This is a genomic window from Rhizobium sp. Root1204, assembly GCF_001424965.1.
In the GTDB taxonomy this organism is placed as follows: domain Bacteria; phylum Pseudomonadota; class Alphaproteobacteria; order Rhizobiales; family Rhizobiaceae; genus Pararhizobium.
Genome location: NZ_LMCZ01000013.1, coordinates 15,628 through 39,569 on the forward strand (window position 1 = coordinate 15,628; position 23,942 = coordinate 39,569).

Here is a 23,942-nt window from a genome sequence, read left to right on the forward strand (position 1 = left end):
CCATGGCCAAGCGAACGGCAATTTATATTCCGGGTTTCGCGCACAAAAACCCCGTTCCGGCAGCTTGCCGCGTCGGCAACATGGTTTTCTCTGGCGGAATTCACGGAGCAGACCCCGAAACGGGTGAAACCGCGGAAACTCTTGAGGACCAAGTCGTACTGATGTTTCGACATGTGCAAACGATCGTCGAAGCGGCGGGCGGCACGACTTCTGATATCGTTAAGTTAACGCTTTGGCTGCGCGACAGGTCGCTTAGGCCTGTTGTGAATACGCATTGGCTGGAGATGTTCCCCGATCCGGACGATCGTCCCGCTCGCCATACGATGCGTGGAAACCTCGACGGAAACATGCAGGTGCAATGCGATTTTGTCGCCGTGCTGTCTGATTAAACATCCGCCGTCCACGCACTTGGCAAGTCGGCAAGCCGATCTGTCCGCCCTTGGGGGCGCACGCCAATGGGGGGCATTGACGATCACGCGACCCACGCGATGGGCAAGCGTACTGGTCTTCCCCGAACCGCCGCCGGCGATGATCAGCCGCGGCCCCGTGTTCCTAAGAAAAAACTCCTGTCCTCATTCCACATCCCCTTTCCTAGGGCATTGAGCCGCAGTCACCCAAACAGCGACCGCGACTTCTTGCCCACTCCCATTTGCTTCACTGCGGATTGAGACATAATACCCGGCTCGCTCAAGCTTTGATCGTTGCGCCCGCATGCCACGCGCTGGGCAAAAAAAAGACCCAGCCAGAGCAAGTCTGACTGGGTCAAGGCAGGACTATTTCGCGAGCATGGCGCGGAATTCGTCCGGGGTCAGCTGGGAGGACGGTAAGGAGGCATCGAGCGGCAAGCTCTTGTCGCAATTTGGCTTGAGCGCAGGATCACCGGAAAGGCTGTCGGCGACGAGTTTCACCTGGACGATGCTCGGTTCCGTATCGTCGATGCCCTGTGCGAAAGCCACTCCCTTGCGAAGAGCCAGGCGCGTGATCCAATTCGCGCCAGTTGCGGTCGCGAACTGGAACTTCGGTTCCGTCGCCTTTACCTCGTCGTAGAAGCAGGCAACCTCGTTCGAATCGACGCCCGTGATTCCGACGAGCGGTCGTCCTGCAGCCTGGAAGGCCCGGACGGCGCCCATGACACCGGTCGTGTAGTCGGACAGAAGCATGTCGATCTTTTCGTATTTGCCGAGCAGTGCCGTGGTCGCCTTTGTATATTGCGCCGGATCCCAGTTCGTCACGATGGGTTCTTCCAGCACTTTGATGTCTGGGTATTTGTCGAGCACGCTCTTCCAACCTTCCATGTAGCTGATGGTCGGCTGCGCGCCGGGAGTACCGCCGAACGGCAGAACGTTGCCTTTTCCGTCGAGGTACCTCGCGACCCATTCGCCCCAAAGGGCCCCCATCTGCTGCTGATCCGGCGTCACCAGGGAGACGTAATGGACACCCTCCTGCGCGGGCACGTTCAGGCCTGTGTTATACAGGACGACGGCAGCGCCGGCATTCATGGCTGCCTGCATCGCGCGAAGGTTCGACTGCACGAAATCGAAGGAGACCAGTATGACGTCGAATCCCTGAGCGGTCAGAGACTGTATATCCTGAATCTGCTGTTCTGGATTGCCGGCGGCGTCAGTATAGGCCACCTCGGTGATGTTCGGGCACTTCTTTGCTTCGGCTTCAAACTCGGCTCGCGACGTCTTTCTCCAAGTGTTTCCACCCCAGCCATCAGAAAGGGCAACCTTGATCTCCTTGGTGCCGCAAAACGCCTTCATGTCTTGGAAATCCCCTTCGCTACCAGTCTTGCCCGGTGCCAGGTCAACGGCCGATGCCGCCAAGGGCGTCAAAGTCGTCAAGCCAACTGCCGTGCCAGCGCAAAGCCCCAAATAAACGCTCTTGAACGTCATTCTATTACTCCTCCCAAAGCTGACAATCTCGCTTGGTGCGGTTGGCGTCACGCCTGGTCGCACTTGAAAGCGTTGTCGATTGCGAGAATAGTGAGGTTGGCGGGGGTGTCTGTCGCCATTCCCATGGACGCGGCAACAGTCAATTCCGGACAAGAACTTCGCTTGGTGAGACACCGAAAGCTCTTTTGAAGGCCTTGCTGAAATGGGAGACGTCCTTGAACCCAGCCGCGAAGGCGGCCGTGGTTACGTTATCGATCCGTCCCGCCGACAACGATTCGAAACTGGCTTTGAGTCGCTGCTGCCACAACCAATGCATCGGCGTCGCCCCCTCGACCGAAAAGGCGCGGATCAAGGTGCGTTTGGAGACCGCCGCTTCGCTGGCGATATGGTCGAGGTCAAGGTCGGCGTCCTCAAGGTGCTGGAGCATATACTCTTTGGCGCGGGCGAGAACGCCCGAGGGCATGCTAGGCGACGTCCCGAACCCGGCCGAGTTTTCGAGAGCGCTGGCAATGATCTCGATCATGGCCTGGGAAACACTGTCTGCCCTGCCAAGTCCCGTCAAGTTTTCGGGCTTCACGAACTGGCTCATAAGCGAGCAGGCGAGAAGCCCGTTTGGCGACGCGCCTGTGACCGTGTGAGCGGTCAGACGTGTGGCGTCCCGCAAGCGGGAAGATAACAACTTGTATGGAATTGTGACGGAAGTCGCGGTGTAGGCTTGCCCGATCTCGATTTCGAAGGGGCTACCATGATGATAGAGGACAAAGTTGCCGGGCTCCACCAGAGCGGTCGAGTCCGCCTGTTTAACTTTGATCTGACCGTCCATCACGTAGAGGATGTTGAATCCATCCGTCGGGTTCTGCCGGATCTCCGCGATCCCGCGCCGATAAAACAGTGGTGAAGATCGAATGACACCAACCTCGATGCTCCCCAACTGTTGACGATTGAGTTCGCCGCTGAAGGGCGCATCGCCAAGCCGAATGCAATGCGTCTTGGAGTAATTCTCGCTCATCATTTCGCGCCAGGCGGGGAATGCGCCTGAGCCGTTGGACACTGTGAAATTGGCATCAACAATGCTACGCATTTGGAGTATTCAATGACCCTTTCGAAAGGAACACCAGCGTCTGTTGCTTGTATGGACGGACTTGAGCGATACTATGGCGATGACCGGCTAATGTAAACAAACTGCGACGACCTCCGATCGGCGCGGTCTGTTCTCCGTGACATTACGAGATGAAGAGGCCTCTCAGCATGCTTCAATCCCGTTGGAAATGGATGTACTTATGAGTTTTTAAGGGACGTGTCGGAACCTCCGACGTCAATCGTGACGACAGCGACCCCCTCAGCTTAGAAGCATCGCTGACATCTGGTGTGCTGTGCATATGTTGAGGCGCTCGTAAGCGCGCCGCCTATATGTGAAAACGCTTGACTGTTTGATACCAAGATCGAGGGCGATGCCCTCCGCCGTCACTCCAGCCAAGGTTCTGGCGCAGACGTTGCGTTCACGCCCCGAAAGACTGGGAAACGCGCTCTTCAAGCGCATCTCGAGGTCGGTAATCGAAAGCGGCTTGTTTCTCTGCCTGATCTGGGACTGGCGGCAGTGCAAGGCAATGATTGGCAGCAGGATCTCCGCCATCTGCACGATATGGAACTGCTCCTCATCTGAAAAAGTTCCCGAATTCCTGTTGCGGTACAAGCTTAAGACGACCCAGCCACCAGAAGTACGCTGAGCGATCGACATCTTCTCGGCAAATTTTGGCTCGCTGTAGCACATGCGTCTGTAGTCGCTATGGGCGATATCTTCCGCCCGAACCCGAACTGCCACGAGGCCTGTGGACACCTGCTCGTCAAGCAGCCGGTTCAATGGATCGTAGCGATGGTAGCGGGACCGGTAGGCTTCCGCGCGCGATTCCGAGCCGGCCGCGTTCCCGAACGAGAGAACCACGCTGGGAGCATCGGCGTCATCCCGCCGACAAAAAATCATTATCTCATCCAGCGGTACAGTACGCCCAATGGCGCGGAGCATGGCCGTGTCAAAGTTCAGGGTGCCACTGGTCTCCAGCACTTCTGTGTAGTTTTCGTATCCGAACATCACCTGGGATCGATCAGGCGTTATGACCGTATGCAGCATGAGATTTCCTCCTCAGATTTCGACCGCGACATTCCGCGGACGAGATCCCTCCGACGAGGACCTTAGCTTCAACCATCGTGTTGCGCTTGGTCGAGCGTGCCAACTGTTTGGCCAGGATTGCCAATATCGCCTCTTGAGCACGGTCGTTGCCATGATGTCGACTTCATGTCGTGAACTGGCGTCGCGCGACGGCATACATGCCGGCGGCAAGCAGGGTTGTTGCTCCCACGAACCAGTATTGCCATTCGGTGCCGAGTTGCAGGAATGACGCTGCGCTCGAGGTCAGCTGCACTAGAGCCGCACCGAACAGAGTCGCAACGAAACTCCCCCGGCCGCCACTGATGATTGCTCCGCCAAGGACAACGGCTGTAACAGACATAAGACTGTAGTTGATCCCGGTGGTCGGCGAACCAAACCCAACCTCGCCCGCAAGGATGATGCCGCCCATCCCGGTCAATAGGCCGGCGAGTGCGAAAACGAGTGGGACTGCATGCTCGCGCTTGATGCCTAGCTTATAGGCCGATCGGAAGTCGGACCCCGTAGATCTGACCGCGCGACCGACCTGCGTTCTGAAATTTCCCCATTCCAGGCAGCATACCGCTGTGATCGTAAGCAGAGCGACGAACGGGACCATCACCACCTGAAATCCGAATACCTGGCTCAAGCTGTAGGAAATCGAACCCGCAGGCAGGGGCCGCAGGAGAAGCGAGAGACCTTGCAGTCCGAAGAACGACGCCAAGGTAACAACGATCGATGGCAGGTTGAGCCGTATGATCAAGAGCCCTTGTATGAGCCCGATGATGGTTGTGAGGACCAGCACGGCAGCGACGCCGCCAACAAGTTCGACCCCACTGTTGCCGTCGGCCAGCCAGAACGACGACAGGACCACCACGAAACCGGCAAGCGGTCCCACAGAGAAGTCGATCTCTCCGGCCAGCATGACAATGAGCTGGCCAAATGAAATGAACGCGAGGACACCCAGGAAGGTGAGAAATATGCCAATGTTGTAGGCAGAAAGAAACTTCGCATTCGCGCTCGTCGCCATGAACGCGATTATTGCCGACATCGCGACCAAGACGATGACCGGGAAGTAGTCATGCCGGACGATCTTGCCAAGTCTAGTGATTTCTCGATGAAGCTCGCCGGTACTCATGCGGGCGATACTCGATTTAAGATTTGCGGCGGTGATGTCCTGATCGTTGACCTCGCTTCCTTCAAGCACCTTCGTCACCTGACCTCTGCTGAACACGAGCACCTTGTCGCAGAGTCCTTCCAGTTCCACCCCGTCGGAAGAAGCGACGATCACAGCGACGCCTTGGTCAGCGAGCCTGCGCAATTGATGATAGACCTCGCTTTTCGACCCGACATCGACTCCCTTGGTGGGCTCGTCAATGAGGAGGACGGCCGGATCGGCTGAAATCTCTCTGGCAATCAGAACTTTCTGCTGATTTCCTCCAGACAGTGCGGAGACCGGAGTGCGGGGCGAGGGCGTCTTGATCGAAAAGGCGTCGATGGTTTTTAGCGCAAATGAAAGTTCCGCGTCGGACGACATCAAGCCTCCGTTCGCCAGTCTGTCCATGTTGCCGAAACTGAGGTTGTCCTGCACGGAAAGCGAAAGAAACAGACCTTCCATGTGGCGGTCGTCCGGCACAAACCCGATGCCCGCGTTGCGCGACAGGCTGCGGTTTTTGCAGGTTACCGGGTTCCCATGGATGAACAGCGAGCCGGAACGCGCTGGGTTCAAACCCGCAATGGCGCGCAGAAACTCCCGCTGGCCCTGACCTTCCACGCCAGCAAGCCCGAGGATCTCTCCTCTTTTGACTTCCATGTCGACCTCGGCGAATCCTTCGCCCCCGAAGCCGGTTACGGAGAGAACCGGTTCGGAGATCGGCGAATGGCCCAGCTTGGGAGGAAAGACTTGCCCGAGTGGTTTTCCAACAATCAGTTGAACGATGTCGTCGTGGGTGAATTCAGTCTTGAGGCGCGTCGTGATGAGTTCTCCATCCCGGAGAACCGACACTCGATCGGCGATTTCTTCGACTTCGTGAAGCCGATGCGAAATGTAGACGATCGCGATGCCGCGCGCTTTGAGGGATCTGAGAACGTCGAAAAGCGAACGGACGTCCTCCTCTTTGAACGGCTCCGTCGGCTCGTCCAGGATCAGAACGCGGGGCGCGCTTGCCAAGGCTCTTACGATTTCCGTGACATGCTTCTGCCCCAAAGAAAGATCGCCGATGAAGTCAGTCGGGTCGACACTCAGTTGTTTCGAAGCAATTGAAGCTATGAGCGCGCGTGCCCTTTCGGCGCCGCCGCCTTTTCCAAAAGACGGTTCTACCAGACTCAAACATTCCAGGACTGTCAGGTGGGACGGGAGAGCTGGATGTTGGTAAGCGACGGTCAAGCCGAGCGCACGCATTTTCCGAGGATGTCGATCAGATATCGCCTCGCCATCGACGATGATCGTCCCCGCTGATGCGGGGAGAACGCCCGCTGCAACATTGATCAGGGTGCTTTTCCCCGCGCCGTTTTCACCAACGATCGCGTGAATCTCGCCCGGAAAGATGTCGAGGTTGACGCCGCCCAGGGCCACGGTTTTGCCGAAAACCTTCCGAATGTCCCTGAGGCTTACGACTGGTTGTTGAGTAGCCGATTGCACGATTTCAAGACCCTTCTTTGTCATGGCGTGATCCAGTGCGCGCGAGTATGTGTCGGATTTATCGCTTCAACCCGCGCAACATGGCGGGTAGCGCGACACCGATGACGATGATTGCCGCCTGGGTTATATTCTGCATCGACTGGGCAAACCCAAGCGACAGGACGAGTTGATCGAGATATGTGAGAAAGGCTGCGCCGATGAGGGTTGCGGTAAGGCTTGCCCGGTCACCGTTCAGTGGATTGCCACCAACAACAATAGCTGCGACGGTCGTAAGCATGTATGGCGAGCCTGACAGAAGCGTCGGGGTTCGCATAAAGCCAGCCAGCAGGATCGCCGCGGCGGAAAAGAAGAAGCCTGCGACCGCGTAGGTCATGATCTGGTATCGGTCGACTGGTATTGCCAGTGCTCGTGCCGCGGTCGGATTGACGCCTACCGCGATGAACGAGCGACCGATCCGAGTGCGGTCCAAAATGAAGACGGCGACGGCGAAGAGCACGGCGGCAATCAGCATGACGTTCGGAACGCCAAGCGTCCGCTGATTGGCAAAAACGCTGAGCGCCGGGGAGGCGGAAACAGGAACCCCGTTGGCGTACCAGTACGTGAAACCGAGCAGAACGGCGTTCATTCCCAAAGTGGTGACAAGCGGTGTCACGCGCAGCCGATTTACAATGACACCGTTCACCAATCCGGCAGCCATGCCGAATGCAAGGCCAACAAAGACCCCGAACGCAAGCCCGAGGTTGCCGTTCGAAGATGAAGGAATGCTCGTGACCAGAACCGCGGTCATCGAGATAGTCCCGGTGACCGAGAGGTCGAAACCTCTTTGCTGAACGACCAGGTGCTGACCGATCGCGGCCACACCGAGAATGGCCGCGAAAGGAAGCATCGACAGGATTACATCCGGGGACACAGTTCGAGGCTCGAGTATCGCTCCCACGACAAGTAGCAGCAACAAGCCGCAGGCAGAGCGACCAAGCGGAGACTTCATGACCTCCGCGAGCATCGCGATTTTCATCCTTCCGTGACGGGGCGGAGCAAGGACCTGAGGAACCTGCAAGGTTGATGCGTTTTCTTCCATAGACATGCCGTTCTCCCCGATACCGTCAGCTCAGGCTTGTGCGTTGAGCGCTGGGTAATCGGAGTATCCCTCCGGTCCGGGAGCGTAGAGCAGATCGCCATTGAAATCGGACAGTGGCTGGCCAGCTTTGAGGCGTGCTGGCAGGTCGGGATTGGCAATGAAAGGCTTTCCGAAGGCAACGAGGTCGATCAGACCCTCGTTGAGATCAACAGTCGCTGATTCCTTGCTGTAGCCGCCGGCCGCGATCAGCGTGTTGGGAAACCGCCGCCGGGCGATCTCCAGTACTTCCCTGTCCTTTGCAGTCGCGCCTACATCCTCGGCACCGCTGATCATGGGACGGATGATGTGCAGGTAAGCAAGGTCAGCGGTTGCAGCGATGTCGACTTGCGCTTCCAGCAAGGCCTTGGGATTGTTGTCGGAGACATCGCCATAGGTGCCGTAAGGAGAAAGACGAACGCCCGTACGATCTTTTCCGACCGCACTCGCGACGGCTTCTATAACCTTGCCGTAGAACTTGACACGGTTCTGCAGCGATCCACCCCACTCGTCCTCGCGTCGGTTCGACGCCGAGTTGCTGAACTGATCGATCAGGTAGCCGTTGGCCGCATGAAGCTCGACGCCGTCAAAGCCTGCCGAAATCGCGTTTGCTGCTGCCGTCGCAAAATCACGGATCACCCGCTCGATGTCGGCCGCCGTCATCTCGCGCGGAGTCGCACATGGCTGAAAACCTTCCTGGTCCGTCCACATCGGCATGTCCGCAGCGATGCTGGAGGGCGCAAGCGCCTCACAACCTTCAGGCAGATTCAATGGATGGCTCATTCGGCCGGTGTGCCAGAGCTGCATGACTGCTTTCGCGCCGCCTTCATGTATGGCGGCAGCGACGGCGCGCCATGCTTCGGTCTGCTCAGAAGACCAGACACCGGGCGTGCGCGAGTATCCGGTCGCGTCGCGGCATACTTGCGTGGCTTCGGTGATGACGAGACCGGCGGATGCGCGCTGGCCGTAGTATTGTGCGGCGTGCACGCTGGGAACCCAGCCCTTGCCGGCTCTCGAACGCGTCATCGGAGCCATCACCATCCGGTTGGCTAGCGTCCATTCACCCAGTTTCGCAGCATCAAAAAGTGAGACAGTCATGCTGGAACATCCTCCCTGTATTCGCATTCATCCAAATTTCGCGACGCCCCGGGGCAGGCGCGAACTCGGTCTATAGTGAGCGCTGCCGGGCGCTGCGTCTGTCCCTTGAATGTGGGACACGGCATGCTATGCCGCCCTCGTCACAGGCCTCCGGTCCGGGGTTTGGAAACAGAGACGCCCGGCGAGCGGGCCGGGCGTCGTGGGCTCTAGTCTAAAAGAGGTCTTGGGCTAGAACTTGCTGTCGAGCAGCGCGTCCTGATGTTTGATGCGCCAGACGTCACCCTGCTTTATGAGCTTGTAGCGATACCAGCCACCGGTCACTAGCCGCGGTTCGCCCTTTTCCGTCGCCACAAGAATAAGGCTGCAGCGGACAGCCGCCGTCGTGCCAGTCAGTTCATCGAAGAGGATGTTCGACACCGTATGGCGTCGCTGGTCGGTCTGTCCGGCGCGGATCGAGGAAAGGACCGACACGATTTCTGCGCGGCCATTCATCGGGCCCCAACCGATATCAGTGTTGGCGACTTTTCCGGAGGCTGTCGCGTCTTCGGTAAACGCGTCTCCCAGGAGATCAAAGTCGCCTTCGTCATATCCCCATACATACTTGCTCATCGCGTCGGAGATTAGCCAACGGTCTTCTGCACGCTGTCCAGCATCGCTCATTTCAAGTTCCTCCCAAGTCCAAGTCGCTATTTGATGATAGAATTCGCCTCGATGGTCAGACGGCGGTGTATCCGCCGTCGACGCTGAGCATGTGGCCGACGACAAAACGGGACGCGTCTGAGCATAGCCATGCGATCCCCTCGGCTATTTCACGAGGTTCCGCCATTCGGCCGATCGGATGAAGGTTGTCTGCCTGCTGATAGGCTTCCGAGCCTTTCTGGAGCTTCAATCCCTCCTGAGTGATGAGCGGCGTGACTGTGAAACCGGGAGCCACGCCATTCACGCGTATACCTTCCTTCGCAACCTCCAGCGCCGCAGTCTTGGTCAGACCCAGAACACCAAATTTTGATGCCGTGTAGGCGGAGTAGTTTGGAAAGGTGACGCTGGAGAAAATCGAGCACGTATTGACGATCGCGCCCTTGCGGCGGGGGCGCATCACCTTGAATTCCTCTTTCAGGCAAAGGAATACGGAATCGAGGTTGACGCGGGTGACGCGTGTCCAATCATCCAGTGAAATTTCGCTGATGGACCCGATACGGCCAATGATCCCTGCGTTGTTGACAGCACAATCAAGCACGCCGAAGTTCTCAATCGTCTTGGCAATCATCTCCGCGACGGAGCCTGGGTCGGTGACGTCGCAATGCACCTGGACAGCCTGTGCGCCTTTATCCTTTATCTCCGATGCGACCGCTGCGGCATTGTTGGCGCTGATATCGGCTACGACGACTTTCGCGCCGTATTCTGCAAAAAGCAGTGATGCTTCTCGGCCGATCCCTGAGCCGCCCCCTGTCACCAGAACCACCTTACCTTCGAGATCTCGCATTTCACTCCTCCATTAATAATCGCGTACTGCAATGCAGACGGGACATGCCAGAGCATACCCGGAGAAGGCGCCCTGCTATGTCCATTGCCATGACGACAATTTCACCAAATGTTGTCCAGGAATCTTCGAAATCCTCTTTCGAAGGGTCCCGTCGCGCGAGCTGCAGATCTCCTGAATGAGGTCGAGGGAGGCCACGGACCCTGATGTGGCGACCTTGAATCCCGTCGCGGCGCGATTTTTTTCCGCGTATGAGATCTGATAGCCTGGATAGACAGGACCTATGTAGCCAGGAAGGCGATCACTTAGTAAAGATCGATTGGTGACCAGCCCGCGATGAGCACTTCTCCGAACGTCGCTCCTGCGCGGATTGTCAGCTGAGCGGTTCGGCCCTGGTGAAGTTCGAGGATCTCCCTAGAGCGCAGGGCACCAGTCACCTGCAGAATTTCCACCTGATATGTTCCAGATGGCGGCAGGCATTGAAACGCCTCGAAGCGAATCAAGCCCTCTTCATCAACGGAAGCGCTGGTAATCCATTGCCCAGCGAAGCCCTCGGAAACCTTGCGCAGATTGCCGCAGCTGATCCATTCGCGAATACGACTGGACGACAGGCGTTCGTTTTCGATGTTGAGATCAGGTGCCACGAGCACTTCAAAGCCAAACTCACGGCCGAAGGCTGCAAGCTCCTCCACGCCTCCAGCTCTCCGGTGACCAAAGCGGAAGTCTCGCCCCACGACCACGGCCTTTACGCGCAGATGCCGGCAGAGGATTTGAGACGCGAAATCCAATGGCGAAATACATGCGAATAATTCATCGAAGCGCGGCTCGAATAGAAAATCGAAGCCAAGCTGTGTGAATGCCAATCGCTTCCCTGCATTGGTTGCCAAACGGAATGGACCATTTGACGGCCTGAGGAATTGTCTAGGGTGCGGTTCGCAGGACATAATTGACAGCGGCGCGCGCAAACGGCCCGCCAACTCCCGCCCAGCGTCCACAAGCGACTTGTGCCCTTGGTGAAGGCCGTCGAAATTGCCAAGGAGCATCACAGATCCGGATAGATCATCGGAAACGGGACATTCCAGATCGACAACGGGCAACCGTAGGCGAAAACCATTTGCGAGGTTTCGGATTGATGTATCCACGACCGTCATTTTACGGTTTCTCCCTTGCCGGGTTAGCCTCCAAAGCTTCCTGTCTGGGTGGGAACATGTACGAAGCTCCGGTCGAAGTAGAGAAGGGCATGCCCGTCCTTGCGCGATCTGATCTCCGTGACCTCGCCAATCAGAAGGTTATGAGTTCCGACAAGCCGGGCATCCACGATCCGGCAGTCAAAAGAGACAATCGCGTCAGCAAGCGCCTGATTGCCGGAATTTAGATCCGTCCACTCCGCAGCGGAATACCTCGCCGTCATGTCCGCTTCGCGACCCGCGAAGTAACCTGCCAGATCCTTGTGTTCGCCTGTCAGCACGTTGACGCAGAATCGGTTGTTGTCGAGAAACAACTGAGCTTGGGCCGACTTGCTGTTCATGCACACAAGGAGGGTGGGCGGCTCGTCAGTCACAGAGCACATTGCCGTGGCTGTGAAGCCACCGCGTCCAGCTTCCCCGTTCGTCGTGATGACATTGACGGGAGCGCAGACCCTCGCCATCGCATCGCGGAACTCGGTCTTGGATACGTTCCCGTCCATGTCCGTTCCTCACTCGGCCGCGTCTGAAAGAGAAGCGCCGTTCGAGACGGGTCCGAGCCAGGTGTCACCCGTCCAGCCGTTTTCATCGTAGTCGTCCATGCACTTGTCGACCAAGGCTTCCATTTCCTTCAGCCGCCCGCCACGTTCCGCACCCTTGAGCACCTGGAGACGGACTTCTTCCGGCGCTCCGGCGTAGTTGAGCTCGTACAGGGCGTGCCGGCCGCCGAATTCCGTGCCTGTCGCGTCCCACAGCAACTTCATGATCTTGATCCGCTCGATATGGCCCATGTCGTCGGAGCCACGAACGTATTGCGCGAGATAGCGGTTGATCTCCGGATTGGCGAAGTCTTTGGCCGATGACGGCAGGTAGATCAGTCCGGAAGCGACCGTGCGCCGTACGATGTCGATGACCTTCGGATATGCTTCCGACATGAACGTGCGGTAACAAAGCGCCGCCTCCAGATTGGGTAGGACCGCTCCGCCGTTCCACTCGATCGGGTTGTGCGCCATGGCGTTGGAGAATGACCAGAACTGATGGCGGATCGCGATCACTTCGCCAAGCAGTGCCTGGTTGCCGCGGAACGCGTCTCCGCCAGTCGCACGCAAGGCTTTGGCGAGCAGTCCTGCGAGGAAATCCATCTTCACTGCAAGTCGCGTGCATCCCTGGAAGCAATATCCGTGCATGAAGCCGGATGCAGGGTGGAACGACAGAATCTTGGCGGCGTCGCGCAGGACAAGAACGTCTTCCCAAGGGACAAAGACGTTGTCGAGTACCAGGATCGCATCGTTCTCGTCGAAACGAGAGGAAAGCGGATAATCGAAAGGCTGCCCGACGGTGTTTGCAGTCTGCTCGTACGAGACACGGCAGAACATCTTAATGCCCGGAGCATTCATTGGTACAATGAACATCACCGAAAGTGACGGATCTTCGGTAACAGTTGCCGAGCCTTGTGCAAGGAAATTATAGTGGGTCAGAGCCGACGAGGTCGCTACCACCTTCGCCCCCGAGACGTAAATCCCTGCGTCTGTTTCCTTCGTGATGTGAACAAAGACGTCCTTTACTGCGTCCGCCGGCTTGTGGCGGTCGATCGGAGGATTGACGATCGCATGGTTCATGAAGAGGACGGATTCCTGAGCACGCTTGTGCCAGGCCAAGGCATTATCCTTGAACGGACCGTACCAATCGGCATTCGCGCTCAAGGTATTCATCAGGGCTGCCTTGTAGTCGGCGGTGCGACCCATCCAGCCGTACGACATGCGCGCCCAGTCGGCGATTGCACCCTGTTGCGCAACCAGATCCGCCGATGACTTGGCAACTCGGAAATACTTGTGAGTGTAGCCGCCATTGCCCGTGTCCGTCGGCGAGGTGAGGCGACCCTTGGTCTTCTCGTCATGGAGCGCATCGTACATGCGGGCAATCGAACGTGCGGAGTTGCGCATCGACGGATGGGTCGTCACATCGTGGACCCGCTCGCCATTGATATAGACTTCGCGTCCGTCGCGAAGGCTCGCAAGATATTCCGCGCCGGTAAACGGGCGGGCCTTGTCGGATCGATGGTCTTCTGCACGCATTTTCATTTCCTCCCTTGGAACAGTGGGGGGAATTTACTCGTGCCTATCAAAGCGAGCCATGGACAAAGAAGGTATTTCGCTGGTACTTTTTCCGGCATGATCGTCAAATCAGATGTGCCAGACTTCTTTGTGTATGGTGAACCCAGCCGCTCGCTCGACGTTGGTTTCCTTCACGTCGAGACTGTAATGGAGCGAAAAACCCTTCATTTCGGGCAGGTTTCTCCTCACAAGCATCCTTTGATGGGGCAGATCACCTTCTGGTTCAAGGGTGAAGGCGTTTACAAGGTTGAAGACCGAAATTGGAATTTTTCCGCTCCCGCGATCAGCTTTGTACCCAGCAACGTCGTGCACGGATTCGAGGTTGCCACCGACTCTGACGCCATCGTCGTATCGGTCTCGGACGACATGCTTCGTGCGATGTCACCTTCGGTCGATCTGAACCTGGATACGCCCGTTTTCGTGTCAGGACAGCCGGATGACGAAAGTTGGTCGAGGGTCTCTGCGCTGCTCGAAATGATTTCCGCTGAATACCACGAGCGGGGAGGAACGGAGGGCGAGAAGGTAATAACAGGGCTGGTATCTGTCGTCCTTTCGCTCGTAGGCCGTCTTGGAGGCAGCGTCGCGTTGCGAGCCGGCTCGCCCACCATCGCGCTTGCGCGTGCTTTGCGGAAAACCGTTGATCAGCGCTACAAGGAGGACTGGCCTGTCAGACGCTACGTCGAAATGCTCGCCACGACGTCTCACATACTGGATAAAACGGCCAAGGAGGTATTCGGCCTCACCGTGAAGGAAATGGTCATAGAGCGGCGGTCGCTTGAGGCCAGACGCTTGCTGTTGTTCACTATTCGTTCCGTGGAGGATATCGGCCGCGAGGTCGGGTTCGATGATCCCGCCTATTTCTCACGGTTCTTCAGGATGCGGATGGGGTGCTCGCCGAGCGAATGGCGGCGAGCACATTTGAAGGACGGTGGGTGCGAGTGATGCCCGTCGGCCTGCCGGGATGATCCGCTAACCGAGCGTGTGGAGGGGCGTCTGGCGGATATACGCGAATTCGGCGTGAAAATCGTGACGACGGGTCGACACGATGCATGACACCGTCGAAACGAGCAAACCGACAATGAATGCAGCGTCTACACTGTTCAGCGTTGCCGCGAAATCCTTGGACCCATGGGCTGCGCGCTCTTCCGGCCTCGCATATCACTCAGGCGACGGATGGGTAATTACCAGCGCATTGTATTCAGTCGAGACTGATGAAGGGTACGAAGGCCATGAGGATGAGGAGGGCCAGAAGACCTGTAATCAACAGTCTTTTGATCACAAGGACCCGTCGGGTGTGTTGTCCATCCCAATCGTACATCATCTTGCCTTGCTTTATCCGACCGCCCCTACCTGGACAAGGTTGTCCGAGACTGGTCTGGCCAGGCGCTCACTGCACGAAGGCTGATACCCGTGTGGTCGCGCCCGGCGTATTCCACGTGATTAACTCAGGCCTCCGCGGCGAGAATCAGAGGGTTTCTCACTGATCACTCGCCGCGTAGACTGAAAAGACCTGACCGACGACTTCTCCGAACGTGACATCGGTCCCGTATTGTTCAGCTCTGGCTCAGATGAGCGAAACCGGGTGCTGAGCGTGCCAGGACGTGGCGTTCTGGAAAGCAGCACCCGCCCGGACGAGAAGTCCCTCGGACAGGTTTGGCCCAACGAGTTGAATGGCTATTGGCAATCCGTCGGCATCAAAGCCTCCTGGCATCGTGATCGTCGGCGAACCGGACATGTCAAACGGGCCTGTGTAGCGAATGAAATCAGCATTGTCGCCGGCTGCAAGTTCATCCCAGCGTGAAAGCGAGGGAACTCGCCAGATCGTTGCCGGGATCAACATCAGATCCACACTGGAAAACACGCTTGTCAGATGATTGTTGAATGCGAGGCGAACCTGATGGGCAGCTGCGACTTCCGTTGCGAGCGTCCTATGGCCAGTCTCGATGAGCTCGGCGAGGACGTCGCCGTACTCGCTTTTCCTGCTCGGATATGTTTCGGAATGGGCGAGGGCGGTTTCGGACGAGCATATCGCCATCCAGCTGACTGCTACTTCCTTCCATCCGCGCAAATCTATCTCGACGAGCGTCGCGCCAAGTCGTTCAAACACCTCCGCGGCTTTGCTCCAAGCCTCAACGATGGCGCCATCGACACCATCTGTTGCGTATTGGCGCGGCAACCCGATACGCATTCCTGCAACCGACCGACGGGCTTCGGAAGCGTAATCCGGAACAGTCGCTGAAAGCGAGGTGGCGTCGTTTCGATCCATGCCAGCTATTGCGGAAAGAACAAGCCCGGCGTCTTCCGCGGAGCGTGCAAGCGGTCCGATATGGTCCAGAGACGCAGCGAGCTCGAACACACCATGGCGGCTGACACGGCCCCAGGTCGGCTTCAGGCCCGTGACGCCATTGGCGGCCGATGGAAAACGGATGGAGCCGCCTGTGTCTGACCCGAGTGCCGCAAAAGCAAGGCCGGCGGCCACGGACACTCCGGAGCCGGACGAGGATGCGCCTGACCAGTGTTCTGAGCTCCAGGGGTTTTCCGGAGGCGTGACGTCGGGATGATGTGTTGCGTATGCCCGCTCGGTGGTTTTCACCTTCCCGAGCGTGATGGTTCCCGCAGCCTCCAGACGGTCCACAACGGTCGCATTGTAGGCCGGCTGAAATCCGTCGTGAATGCGCGATCCGGCACTTGTCGCCGCGAAGTCGGTGAACATGATGTCCTTATAGGCGACTGGTATCCCGTGGAGAGGCCCTCGCCATCTCCCGGACATGATCTCTTTCTCCGCCAGGCTGGCTTGGGATAGCGCCCGATCGGCTGTGACGCACACGTAGCTTTTATAGATTTCGTCAAGGCTCGCTATGCGTGACAACATGTGTCGGGTGATTTCGACAGGAGAAACAGCCCGCGAACGTATTGCCGCCGAAAGTGACGAGATGGATGAATAATGCACAGTAATCTCCGCGAATGTAATTAAAGGGAAGCATATCCAGCTTCGCCGGCTATCTGCGGCGAGCGCGTTGTCGCGAACAAACTGTTGTCGAGCGTTGCAATTGCTGACGCGGCGCTCACGGCGTCGGCATATGCGCCGAAGACGTATCGGTCAGGGCGAACAATGAATGCCTGCCCCCCATGTTGGGCAGCCCAGCCTGCGAACAGGCCGTCGGCCTCGCGAAGAAATATGAGTCCATGGGCGTCACTCGCGAGCTCGGGCTCTGATGGCGTTATGACGACCCTGCACCCACCGATGCTGCTCCAGAATTCTTCATGGCCGGTAAGCCAGCTCTGTTGCGCCGTTCCGACCGTGACAAACAGGAATTCCATTGGCAGGACGTCATCGAGGAGGCGCGCCTCTCCCGAATGGTCGATGACAGTCGGCTGGACGAAGAGGTGACCTGCAAGAGGTGCCTGCGAATCGATCAGTCCTCCAGTGAGATTTGGAATGAAGCCCTGCCGTGTGGTCACCATTGTTCCGGCGGCCATTTCCGCCTGCAACGCCCGGTCACGCTCGCGAGCCTTTGCTTCGTCGAGTTCGCCGATGATCAGACCGAACTGCTTTGCGTGATCAATGACTGTACTGACGTGCGGCTTTCGTTCCTGCTCATAGGTGTCGAGCAGAGAAATTTGCATCCTGTCACGTTGGATTGCTGCAATTTTCCACGCCAGATTGAAGGCGTCGCGAATGCCTGCGCAGAGGCCCTGGCCAAGGAACGGCGGCATCTGGTGTACGGCATCTCCCGCCAGCAACACACGCCCGCTGCGCCAACTCTCTCCAACCAGCGCATGGAAACGGTACACGGCGCTCCGCCACAAGGAAATGGCGTCGAGATCAACGAAACCTTCCAGGACTTGGTTCAGCACCAGCGGATCGTTGAACGATGCCGGGTCTTCGTTCGGCAAGATCTTTATTTCCCACCTTCTCAGGTCGCCTGGGCCAACCACGTATGTCGCAGGGCGTTTGGGCTGGCAGAATTGGGTCGTCTTCCTGGGTAGCGGTGTATCCCGCAGCTTCAGCGCATCCACAACGACCCACCACTCGTCAAACTGCTTGTCCTCGAGCTGCAGATCCAACTGCGTCCTAACGGGACTCCAGGATCCGTCGCAGCCGATCAGGAAGTCACCGGTGATGGACGTCTCTTCACCCGTCTCCACGTTCTTGATGTCTACCCGAACGATCTCTCCCTCATCTTTGAATCCGGTCACGAGGTGGCCGAAGCTCAGGTCTACGTTGTCCCGCGACTGGAGTGATGTACGAAGCAACTCCTCGAGTCTCGGCTGCACGAATGTCAGGGTCGCTGGCCAAGCCAGGGCGTATGGCGGGGGAGCCGGATCGAACAGCTTGATCAACTGACCATCGACGCCGATGAAGTCGGTGCCGGGATGCGGTTTGGTTTCGCGGCTCAGATCATGTGCGATCCCGGCAAACTGCAAAGCGCGCATGGCTTCCCAATCCAGCACGATGGCGCGCGGCTTGTCGTAGATCGCGTGATCCTTCTCCACCACCCGCACGCGGAGATTTCGTGATGACAGCAAGTTGGCAAGCGTTGCTCCAACCGGACCGCATCCGGAGATAATGGCATCGTAGTGGGTCACTCTTGTTCCTCTTCCCTGACCTCAGTCGTCCTCGCGGTTTCCCTAGGCGAACCCGCTATCGAAACGCCTGCCGTCGACTGTCATTCAACGGGAACTCTCTGCGAGGGGCCCCGTAACTGTTGTTGATAATGTCGCCGCACCGTCATTCCGGCGTCGACATTGACTAAAGGGCGTTCGTTTCGTGTGTGAGCGCCAAGTAAAGTTGAATTTATTCATAATTTTGCACGGGTAATCCGGGATGTTTGCCGGATAATCCGAAAACTTACCACATGTTTTCCCGAATTATACTTCGTGCATGCCAGGAATTAAATGAGCATCCCTCCCGAAAGTAACTTGACGACGTCAAAATGTGTGTCTAATAACGAACAGAATGTAACGATAATCGAACATTAAGCGGTTTTCGCGGAACTTGCAACTTCCAAATCGTGCCGTGGATGACTGGTGGCTGGCTGCCGATGCAACGACTGGATCGCCTCATCAAAAGGTGCATGTCCATGACGAAAACAAACGAGATGCCTCCGAACCTCAGGTCACGACCTTTTGCACGAGGCGTGTCTCGCCAGGAAACGCGGTGAAAAAACTGACTTGAGCTGAAAGGGGAACAATAAAATGCGAAAGATCAAAGCGGCGGCAGTTCAAGCGGCGCCTGTGTACATGAATCTCAGTGCCAGTATCGACAAGGTCGAAGGGCTGGTTGAAGAAGCCGCACGCAACGGTGCCGAACTCGTTGCTTTCCCGGAAACATTTCTCTCCGGCTATCCTTGGTTCATCTGGTTGATGGCTCCAGCCAACTGGGCGCGTTTCATGCCGCAGTACCACGAAAACAGCCTCGCGCTGGACTCCTTGGAGATGGCCCGTCTGCAAGCAATTGCCGCTAAGTCGAAAGTCACGCTCGTAATGGGATTTTCCGAACGTGCAGGTGGCACCCGCTATATGGCGCAGTCGATCATCGGCCCGGACGGCGTCGCCATTCTCCATCGTCGCAAGCTGAAGCCGACCCATGCGGAGCGTACAGTTTTCGGGGAAGGGGACGGATCCGACCTTCAAGTCGTCGACTCGGCGTTCGGACGCCTCGGGGCTCTCAACTGCTGGGAGCATCTTCAGCCGCTGACGAAAATGGCAATGTATTCGCAGAATGAAGAAGTGCATGTGGCTTCCTGGCCGAGCTTCTGCAACTGCCGCGATCTTGTCTACGCGTTCGGACCCGAGGTGAACAACGCCGCGAGCCGCATCTATGCGGTTGAAGGCAGTTGCTTCGTGCTGGCACCGAGTTCGACCGTTTCTCAGGAAATGTTCGACATGCTCTGCGAGACGCCGGAGCAGGCCCATCTCTTGAACACACGCACAAGCGGCCCCGGTGGTGGCTTCAGCATGATCTATGGGCCGGACGGTCGTCCGCTGTGCGAGCCGCTCGCCGAGGACGTCGAAGGCATTCTGTATGCCGACCTCGATCCTCATCAGATTATCTACGCGAAGTCTGGCGCGGATCCAATCGGCCACTACAGCCGCCCCGACACCCTTTCTCTGAACTTCGATCGCCGGAAGAAGCGGATCGTCCACGATATCGTTCCGCGTCAGTTCGAACAGACGGATGCGGCGGAAGACCGCACACCAAGTGAAGCCGCGAACAACGCTTGAAAAGTCACCGATCGCAGGTGCCCGGTCAAATCCTGAATTGGCATCCAAACAAGGGGAATAAAATGAACACGAAACTCATAGTCGCTTTTGCATTCTCGCTCCTGGCTGGAACCGCTCACACCAAAGACCTCACGGTCGGCATGTCCAACATTGGCCTAAGCTATGCATACGGGTCTGCGCTCAACCAGGGCGTCGTCGACGCTGGAGCAGCAGCCGGCGTCAAGATAATCAGTTTGGACGCACGCACGGACGTGTCAAAGCAGGCGAACGACATCGACGATCTGGTGTCGCAGAAGGTTGACGGAATCATTGCAATTCCGGGCGATTCGGCAATCGCCGAATCTTGGGCAAACCGCATCGACGCCGCTGGCATTCCGTTCATTTCCGTCAGCGGGCAAGTTGGCAACCCGGCCACGCGCAAACTTGAAGATATCTATCCGAGCATACTTGCCTTCGTGGCGCACAACGACATCACATCCGGAAGTCTTGCCGCTGAGATTGCCTTGCCGTTCCTGCCCAAGGACCGTCCGGCAAAGATCGTCGTGATCGAGGGGGCGCCTGGCTACGACAACGTCGTCAAGCGGAGTGCCGGCTTTGAACGCAAGCTGACCGAAGCGGGGATTAAATACGAGATCGTTGCCTCACAGCCGGGAGACTGGGTCGTCGAGAAGGGCGAGGAGGCTTGCCAGAACATCCTGCCCGCCCAGCCCGAGATCGACGTGATCTTCGCCCAATCTGACGACATGGCGGTCGGTTGCTCGCGTGCCACCCGAGGAGCAGGACGCGAGATTCCTATCGTTTCGATCGATGGCAACAATCTCGGCTTGGCGGCAGTCGCGGCGGGCCAGGTTGCGGGCACGGTATGCAACCGACCGTACGACATGGGCAAGAAGGCCTTCGAAACCATGCACGCGTTCCTGACGGGCGAGAAGAAGGAAAAAGCTCAACTCGTCATCCTTGATACACCGATCATCCGCAAGGAAAACGTCGGAGATTGTGCAGGTCATTGAGGCGAGCCTGATGAACTCGCCATTGCTTCGTTTGGAAGGTCTTGCAAAAACCTTTCCTAACGGCACGGTCGCGTTGCGTGGCGTGAACCTGGAGGTCCTTCCCGGCCAGGTTCACGGTCTCCTCGGAGCGAACGGCGCCGGAAAATCGACACTCATAAAAATGCTTTCCGGCGCGCTCGGCGCGACGGGAGGCGAAATATTCTGGCGTGGAAGTCCCGTTTCCTGGAGGAAACCTGGCGACGCAAGGCAGGCAGGGGTCGCCACCATTCACCAGCACATCCCGCTTATTCCGACTTTGTCGGTGCTGGAAAACGTCTTTATCTGGCAGCGAGGTTTCCTGAGAGACAGCCAGGATATCCGGGATCGTTTCTCCCGGCTGTCTCAAACTATTGGGTATCAGATAGACCCGGACCGTCTCGTGAGCGAACTTACCATCGGCGAGTGTCAGATGGTCGCGATCTTCTCCGCCCTGGCGGGTGGTGCCGATCTTCTGGTGATGGACGAACCTACCGCGTCCCTCGCCAATGAAGAGCGCGAAATCGTCTACAACACCGTCAAACGGCTAGCCCGCCAAGAAAAAAAGGCGATCCTCTTCGTATCGCATTTCCTCGACGAGATAACTGATCTGACTGATGTTGTGACGGTGCTGAGAGACGGCGTGGCGGTCCTTCACACTCGGACTGATGAGACCGATCAGGCAGGGATCGCGCAGGCAATCGTTGGCCGAAAGCTTGCGGCGATCGCCGAAGGTTCGGCGCACTCGGATAGCGTGCGCGCAGACGTTGTCCTTTCTGTGGAGGGACTCGGCTCGCCTGGGCGTCTTGATCCGTTGCATTTTCAGGTCCGGGCAGGGGAAGTCGTCGGCGTCGCGGGTTTCCTGGGCTCGGGACGGAGTGAACTCCTCCACGCGATATTTGGCGCGGACCGGTCGGCCGTTGGAACGGTGCGCTTCAAAGGGAAAGAGCTTGCTCGAGGTACAGGGAACGCGGTGCGCGAAGGGATGGCCCTGGTTCCGGAAGACCGTTCCCGGCAGGGCTTGGTTCCTGGTTTCGAGATTTTCAAGAACATAAGCCTCGCGCATCTCGACGGCGTCGCGCGATATGGATTTATCGATTCCAGCGCCGAACGGGACCGTGGATCTGCGGCCATCGAGAAGCTCAAGATCAAGGCGCAGTCGCCGGACAGTTTCGTAACCGAACTGTCGGGCGGAAATGCTCAGAAGGTCGTTGTCGGCAAATGGCTTTTCGAAGACATCGGTCTCCTGCTGCTCGACGAACCAACGGCGGGCATTGACGTCGGGGCGAAGGCCGACATCCTCGAACTGGTCCGTTCGCTGGCGGCCACCGGTGTGGCGGTCGTGATCGTGTCATCCGAGTTCGAGGAGATCTTGGCTGTGGCGCATCGCGTACTTGTGCTGCGCGATGGAAGGCTTGTGGCCGAGAAAAAAGCCAAGGACGTAACTGAACACGATCTGGTCCTGCTCAGCGGCGGACGCCCGGCAGAGAGCGATCTCCACAGCGGAGAGGTGGAACTGACATGAATTATGAACACAACTGGAAGCGTAGCTTCGGGCTGCGAGAAGCTGGCGTCTATTATGCAGTCGCTGCGTTGCTTGTGCTGCTAGCGCTTGTGTCGGCCAGTATGGGCCGGCCCAGTCCGCTCACCTTCGCGAATCTTTCGAATATCGTCTATCAGGCCTCGCTGGTCGCTATTATGGGCGTCGCGATGACGACGGTTTTGATCTCCGGCAACTTCGATCTCTCTGTGGCGTCTGTGGCGGCCCTCGCATCGGCGATTACGATTATCTTCGTCGATAGTCTCGGGCTCTTCCCGGCCGCGTTCATTGCCATCGTTGTGTCATGTGCGATCGGACTGATGAATGGAGCGATCGTCCAATTCGTGGGGATCAACGCGTTCATTGTCACCTTGGGTACCCTGACCGCAATCCGCGGACTTGTGCTGGTCTTGACAAACGGGCGCTCTCTCTCTTCACGAGATCCGAATGCTTTGGCACAGATGATGTCGCTGGAAGGCGGTCGGGTGCCGATCTTCACGGCACTCCTGGTGATCGGCGTCCTGTTGGCGATCACGGCGGCGGTGCTTTTTCTCCGAAGAACAAAGTCAGGGCGTGGGACAACCCGGTCTATCAGGATGGCTGCAGCGGGGATTGTTTGCTGGGTTATCGCCGCGATAGCGGGCGTGAATGCATCCGTGCCCGCCCCGGTCATCTATATGGCGGTCTTCGCGTTCTTTGTCTGGGTCGCACTCACTTTCACCACCATAGGACGTCGGCTCTATGCGGTCGGTGGGAATGCAGAGGCTGCCCGACTGTCCGGCATCAATGTCACGCTCTACAAGCTCGCCGCCTTTGTTCTGTCGGGCGGAGCTGCAGGTGTCGCCGGGGTCCTTTATGCAAGCCGCTTTGGAGCCATCAATCCCACCGCTCTCCAGGGAACGGAACTGACGGTCATCGCTGCCGCCATTCTCGGGGGGACGTCGCTCTACGGTGGATCGGGTTCGGTCACCAAGACGATCGCGGGTGCTCTGCTGCTGTTCACTCTCACCAATGGCTTCAACATGCTCAATATCGGTGCCAACTACCAGGGCCTGATCGAAGGCGTTGTGGTGATTGCGGCAGCGGCGATCTATACGATCGGCGGAAGCAATCCTTCGCGCAAACGTAAAGCGATCGGGAACGACAAAGATGTCGTCATCACTGCAGCCTCGGTGGTCCCCGCATCTGTTTCCGGTATCTAGATTCAAGCTGTCAATGCAGCAAATTGGCCCGCCTGCGATCTCACTGGCGGGTTCATCTTTTCCAAGAGACCAATAAGAAATCCAGAGGTGGCTGCTCCCTTCGCGATTTTTGCGGCTTCAAGTAGCAAACTCCTTACAGTTGGCTCGGAACTCAGACGGACCGGATCGAACCTAAATTGAACGCCTGCCTCTGCAGATTTGCGTTGCCAATGACAGACGTCCACAGAGGCTGGGCTTAGGCGGATTCCTCCTCTCGCGAGATTCAAGCAAGGTGAATG

At 57.6% G+C, this 23,942-nt stretch carries 19 protein-coding genes; 6 read left to right on the top strand and 13 right to left on the bottom strand.

The window, feature by feature from the left end; translation table 11 throughout:
• Positions 1–2: 2 nt before the first annotated feature.
• Positions 3–389 (top strand): RidA family protein, encoded by a 387-nt coding sequence (locus ASC96_RS14940; protein ID WP_060503855.1) that lies wholly within the window; start codon positions 3–5, stop codon positions 387–389.
• Positions 390–773: 384 nt separating this feature from the next.
• Here ASC96_RS14940 and ASC96_RS14945 read toward each other — a convergent pair whose 3' ends face one another.
• The 11 genes from ASC96_RS14945 to ASC96_RS14995 form a co-directional block, all read right to left on the bottom strand.
• On the bottom strand, positions 774–1,895 hold the full coding sequence (locus ASC96_RS14945) for a substrate-binding domain-containing protein (RefSeq protein ID WP_060503856.1): 1,122 nt from the start codon (positions 1,893–1,895) through the stop codon (positions 774–776).
• Between the two features lie 139 nt (positions 1,896–2,034).
• The gene (locus tag ASC96_RS14950; RefSeq protein ID WP_060503858.1) at positions 2,035–2,976 is read right to left on the bottom strand and encodes a helix-turn-helix domain-containing protein; all 942 of its coding nucleotides are present in this window, start codon (positions 2,974–2,976) and stop codon (positions 2,035–2,037) included.
• 258 nt (positions 2,977–3,234) lie between these two features.
• Positions 3,235–4,023, bottom strand: coding sequence for a LuxR C-terminal-related transcriptional regulator (locus ASC96_RS14955; RefSeq protein WP_060503859.1), 789 nt, complete (start codon positions 4,021–4,023; stop codon positions 3,235–3,237).
• 163 nt (positions 4,024–4,186) lie between these two features.
• Entirely contained in the window at positions 4,187–6,703 is a 2,517-nt protein-coding gene (locus ASC96_RS14960) for an ATP-binding cassette domain-containing protein (RefSeq protein ID WP_060503861.1), read from the bottom strand.
• A 34-nt stretch (positions 6,704–6,737) separates the two neighbouring features.
• On the bottom strand, positions 6,738–7,565 hold the full coding sequence (locus tag ASC96_RS14965) for an ABC transporter permease (RefSeq protein ID WP_162246354.1): 828 nt from the start codon (positions 7,563–7,565) through the stop codon (positions 6,738–6,740).
• A gap of 222 nt (positions 7,566–7,787) precedes the next feature.
• Positions 7,788–8,891: an alkene reductase gene (locus tag ASC96_RS14970; protein WP_060503864.1), complete on the bottom strand. Its 1,104-nt coding sequence runs from the start codon at positions 8,889–8,891 to the stop codon at positions 7,788–7,790.
• Between the two features lie 228 nt (positions 8,892–9,119).
• The gene (locus ASC96_RS14975; RefSeq protein WP_060503866.1) at positions 9,120–9,551 is read right to left on the bottom strand and encodes a nuclear transport factor 2 family protein; all 432 of its coding nucleotides are present in this window, start codon (positions 9,549–9,551) and stop codon (positions 9,120–9,122) included.
• 55 nt (positions 9,552–9,606) lie between these two features.
• Complete coding sequence (locus tag ASC96_RS14980; protein ID WP_060503867.1) at positions 9,607–10,374, bottom strand: glucose 1-dehydrogenase; 768 nt, start codon at positions 10,372–10,374, stop codon at positions 9,607–9,609.
• Positions 10,375–10,676: 302 nt separating this feature from the next.
• A complete protein-coding gene (locus ASC96_RS31705; RefSeq protein WP_082512079.1) occupies positions 10,677–11,522 on the bottom strand; it encodes an FAD synthetase family protein in 846 nt (281 codons plus the stop codon).
• Between the two features lie 23 nt (positions 11,523–11,545).
• Positions 11,546–12,058, bottom strand: a complete 513-nt coding sequence (locus ASC96_RS14990) for a flavin reductase (RefSeq protein ID WP_060503870.1) — start codon at positions 12,056–12,058, stop codon at positions 11,546–11,548.
• Positions 12,059–12,067: 9 nt separating this feature from the next.
• A complete protein-coding gene (locus tag ASC96_RS14995; RefSeq protein WP_060503872.1) occupies positions 12,068–13,630 on the bottom strand; it encodes a 4-hydroxyphenylacetate 3-hydroxylase N-terminal domain-containing protein in 1,563 nt (520 codons plus the stop codon).
• A gap of 96 nt (positions 13,631–13,726) precedes the next feature.
• Between ASC96_RS14995 and ASC96_RS15000 the strand changes: the two genes are divergently transcribed.
• Positions 13,727–14,611 carry a helix-turn-helix domain-containing protein gene (locus ASC96_RS15000; RefSeq protein WP_156397493.1) on the top strand — a complete coding sequence of 295 codons (885 nt, stop codon included), beginning with the start codon at positions 13,727–13,729 and terminating at the stop codon, positions 14,609–14,611.
• Positions 14,612–15,233: 622 nt separating this feature from the next.
• Here ASC96_RS15000 and ASC96_RS15005 read toward each other — a convergent pair.
• Positions 15,234–16,619, bottom strand: a complete 1,386-nt coding sequence (locus tag ASC96_RS15005; RefSeq protein WP_060503874.1) for an amidase — start codon at positions 16,617–16,619, stop codon at positions 15,234–15,236.
• A 20-nt stretch (positions 16,620–16,639) separates the two neighbouring features.
• Entirely contained in the window at positions 16,640–18,259 is a 1,620-nt protein-coding gene (locus tag ASC96_RS15010; protein WP_060503875.1) for a bifunctional 3-(3-hydroxy-phenyl)propionate/3-hydroxycinnamic acid hydroxylase, read from the bottom strand.
• A gap of 609 nt (positions 18,260–18,868) precedes the next feature.
• Here ASC96_RS15010 and ASC96_RS15015 point away from each other — a divergent pair.
• Genes ASC96_RS15015 through ASC96_RS15030 form a run of 4 tightly spaced genes read left to right on the top strand, consistent with a single transcriptional unit; the run spans position 18,869 to position 23,664 of the window.
• Entirely contained in the window at positions 18,869–19,897 is a 1,029-nt protein-coding gene (locus tag ASC96_RS15015; RefSeq protein ID WP_060503876.1) for a carbon-nitrogen hydrolase family protein, read from the top strand.
• A 17-nt stretch (positions 19,898–19,914) separates the two neighbouring features.
• Complete coding sequence (locus ASC96_RS15020) at positions 19,915–20,907, top strand: sugar ABC transporter substrate-binding protein (protein ID WP_156397488.1); 993 nt, start codon at positions 19,915–19,917, stop codon at positions 20,905–20,907.
• 10 nt (positions 20,908–20,917) lie between these two features.
• The gene (locus ASC96_RS15025) at positions 20,918–22,447 is read left to right on the top strand and encodes a sugar ABC transporter ATP-binding protein (protein ID WP_060503929.1); all 1,530 of its coding nucleotides are present in this window, start codon (positions 20,918–20,920) and stop codon (positions 22,445–22,447) included.
• Positions 22,444–23,664, top strand: coding sequence for an ABC transporter permease (locus ASC96_RS15030; protein ID WP_082512081.1), 1,221 nt, complete (start codon positions 22,444–22,446; stop codon positions 23,662–23,664). Before ASC96_RS15025 ends, ASC96_RS15030 begins: the two co-directional genes overlap by 4 nt.
• Positions 23,665–23,942 lie beyond the last annotated feature (278 nt).

Excerpts from the sequence above, each read along its gene's own strand:
- ASC96_RS14940 (WP_060503855.1), top strand. The coding sequence starts at position 3 with ATGGCCAAGCGAACGGCAATTTATATTCCGGGTTTCGCGCACAAAAAC.
- ASC96_RS14945 (WP_060503856.1), bottom strand. The coding sequence starts at position 1,895 with ATGACGTTCAAGAGCGTTTATTTGGGGCTTTGCGCTGGCACGGCAGTT.
- ASC96_RS14950 (WP_060503858.1), bottom strand. The coding sequence starts at position 2,976 with ATGCGTAGCATTGTTGATGCCAATTTCACAGTGTCCAACGGCTCAGGC.
- ASC96_RS14955 (WP_060503859.1), bottom strand. The coding sequence starts at position 4,023 with ATGCTGCATACGGTCATAACGCCTGATCGATCCCAGGTGATGTTCGGA.
- ASC96_RS14960 (WP_060503861.1), bottom strand. The coding sequence starts at position 6,703 with ATGACAAAGAAGGGTCTTGAAATCGTGCAATCGGCTACTCAACAACCA.
- ASC96_RS14965 (WP_162246354.1), bottom strand. The coding sequence starts at position 7,565 with ATGCTTCCTTTCGCGGCCATTCTCGGTGTGGCCGCGATCGGTCAGCAC.
- ASC96_RS14970 (WP_060503864.1), bottom strand. The coding sequence starts at position 8,891 with ATGACTGTCTCACTTTTTGATGCTGCGAAACTGGGTGAATGGACGCTA.
- ASC96_RS14975 (WP_060503866.1), bottom strand. The coding sequence starts at position 9,551 with ATGAGCGATGCTGGACAGCGTGCAGAAGACCGTTGGCTAATCTCCGAC.
- ASC96_RS14980 (WP_060503867.1), bottom strand. The coding sequence starts at position 10,374 with ATGCGAGATCTCGAAGGTAAGGTGGTTCTGGTGACAGGGGGCGGCTCA.
- ASC96_RS31705 (WP_082512079.1), bottom strand. The coding sequence starts at position 11,522 with ATGACGGTCGTGGATACATCAATCCGAAACCTCGCAAATGGTTTTCGC.
- ASC96_RS14990 (WP_060503870.1), bottom strand. The coding sequence starts at position 12,058 with ATGGACGGGAACGTATCCAAGACCGAGTTCCGCGATGCGATGGCGAGG.
- ASC96_RS14995 (WP_060503872.1), bottom strand. The coding sequence starts at position 13,630 with ATGCGTGCAGAAGACCATCGATCCGACAAGGCCCGCCCGTTTACCGGC.
- ASC96_RS15000 (WP_156397493.1), top strand. The coding sequence starts at position 13,727 with ATGATCGTCAAATCAGATGTGCCAGACTTCTTTGTGTATGGTGAACCC.
- ASC96_RS15015 (WP_060503876.1), top strand. The coding sequence starts at position 18,869 with ATGCGAAAGATCAAAGCGGCGGCAGTTCAAGCGGCGCCTGTGTACATG.
- ASC96_RS15025 (WP_060503929.1), top strand. The coding sequence starts at position 20,918 with ATGAACTCGCCATTGCTTCGTTTGGAAGGTCTTGCAAAAACCTTTCCT.
- ASC96_RS15030 (WP_082512081.1), top strand. The coding sequence starts at position 22,444 with ATGAATTATGAACACAACTGGAAGCGTAGCTTCGGGCTGCGAGAAGCT.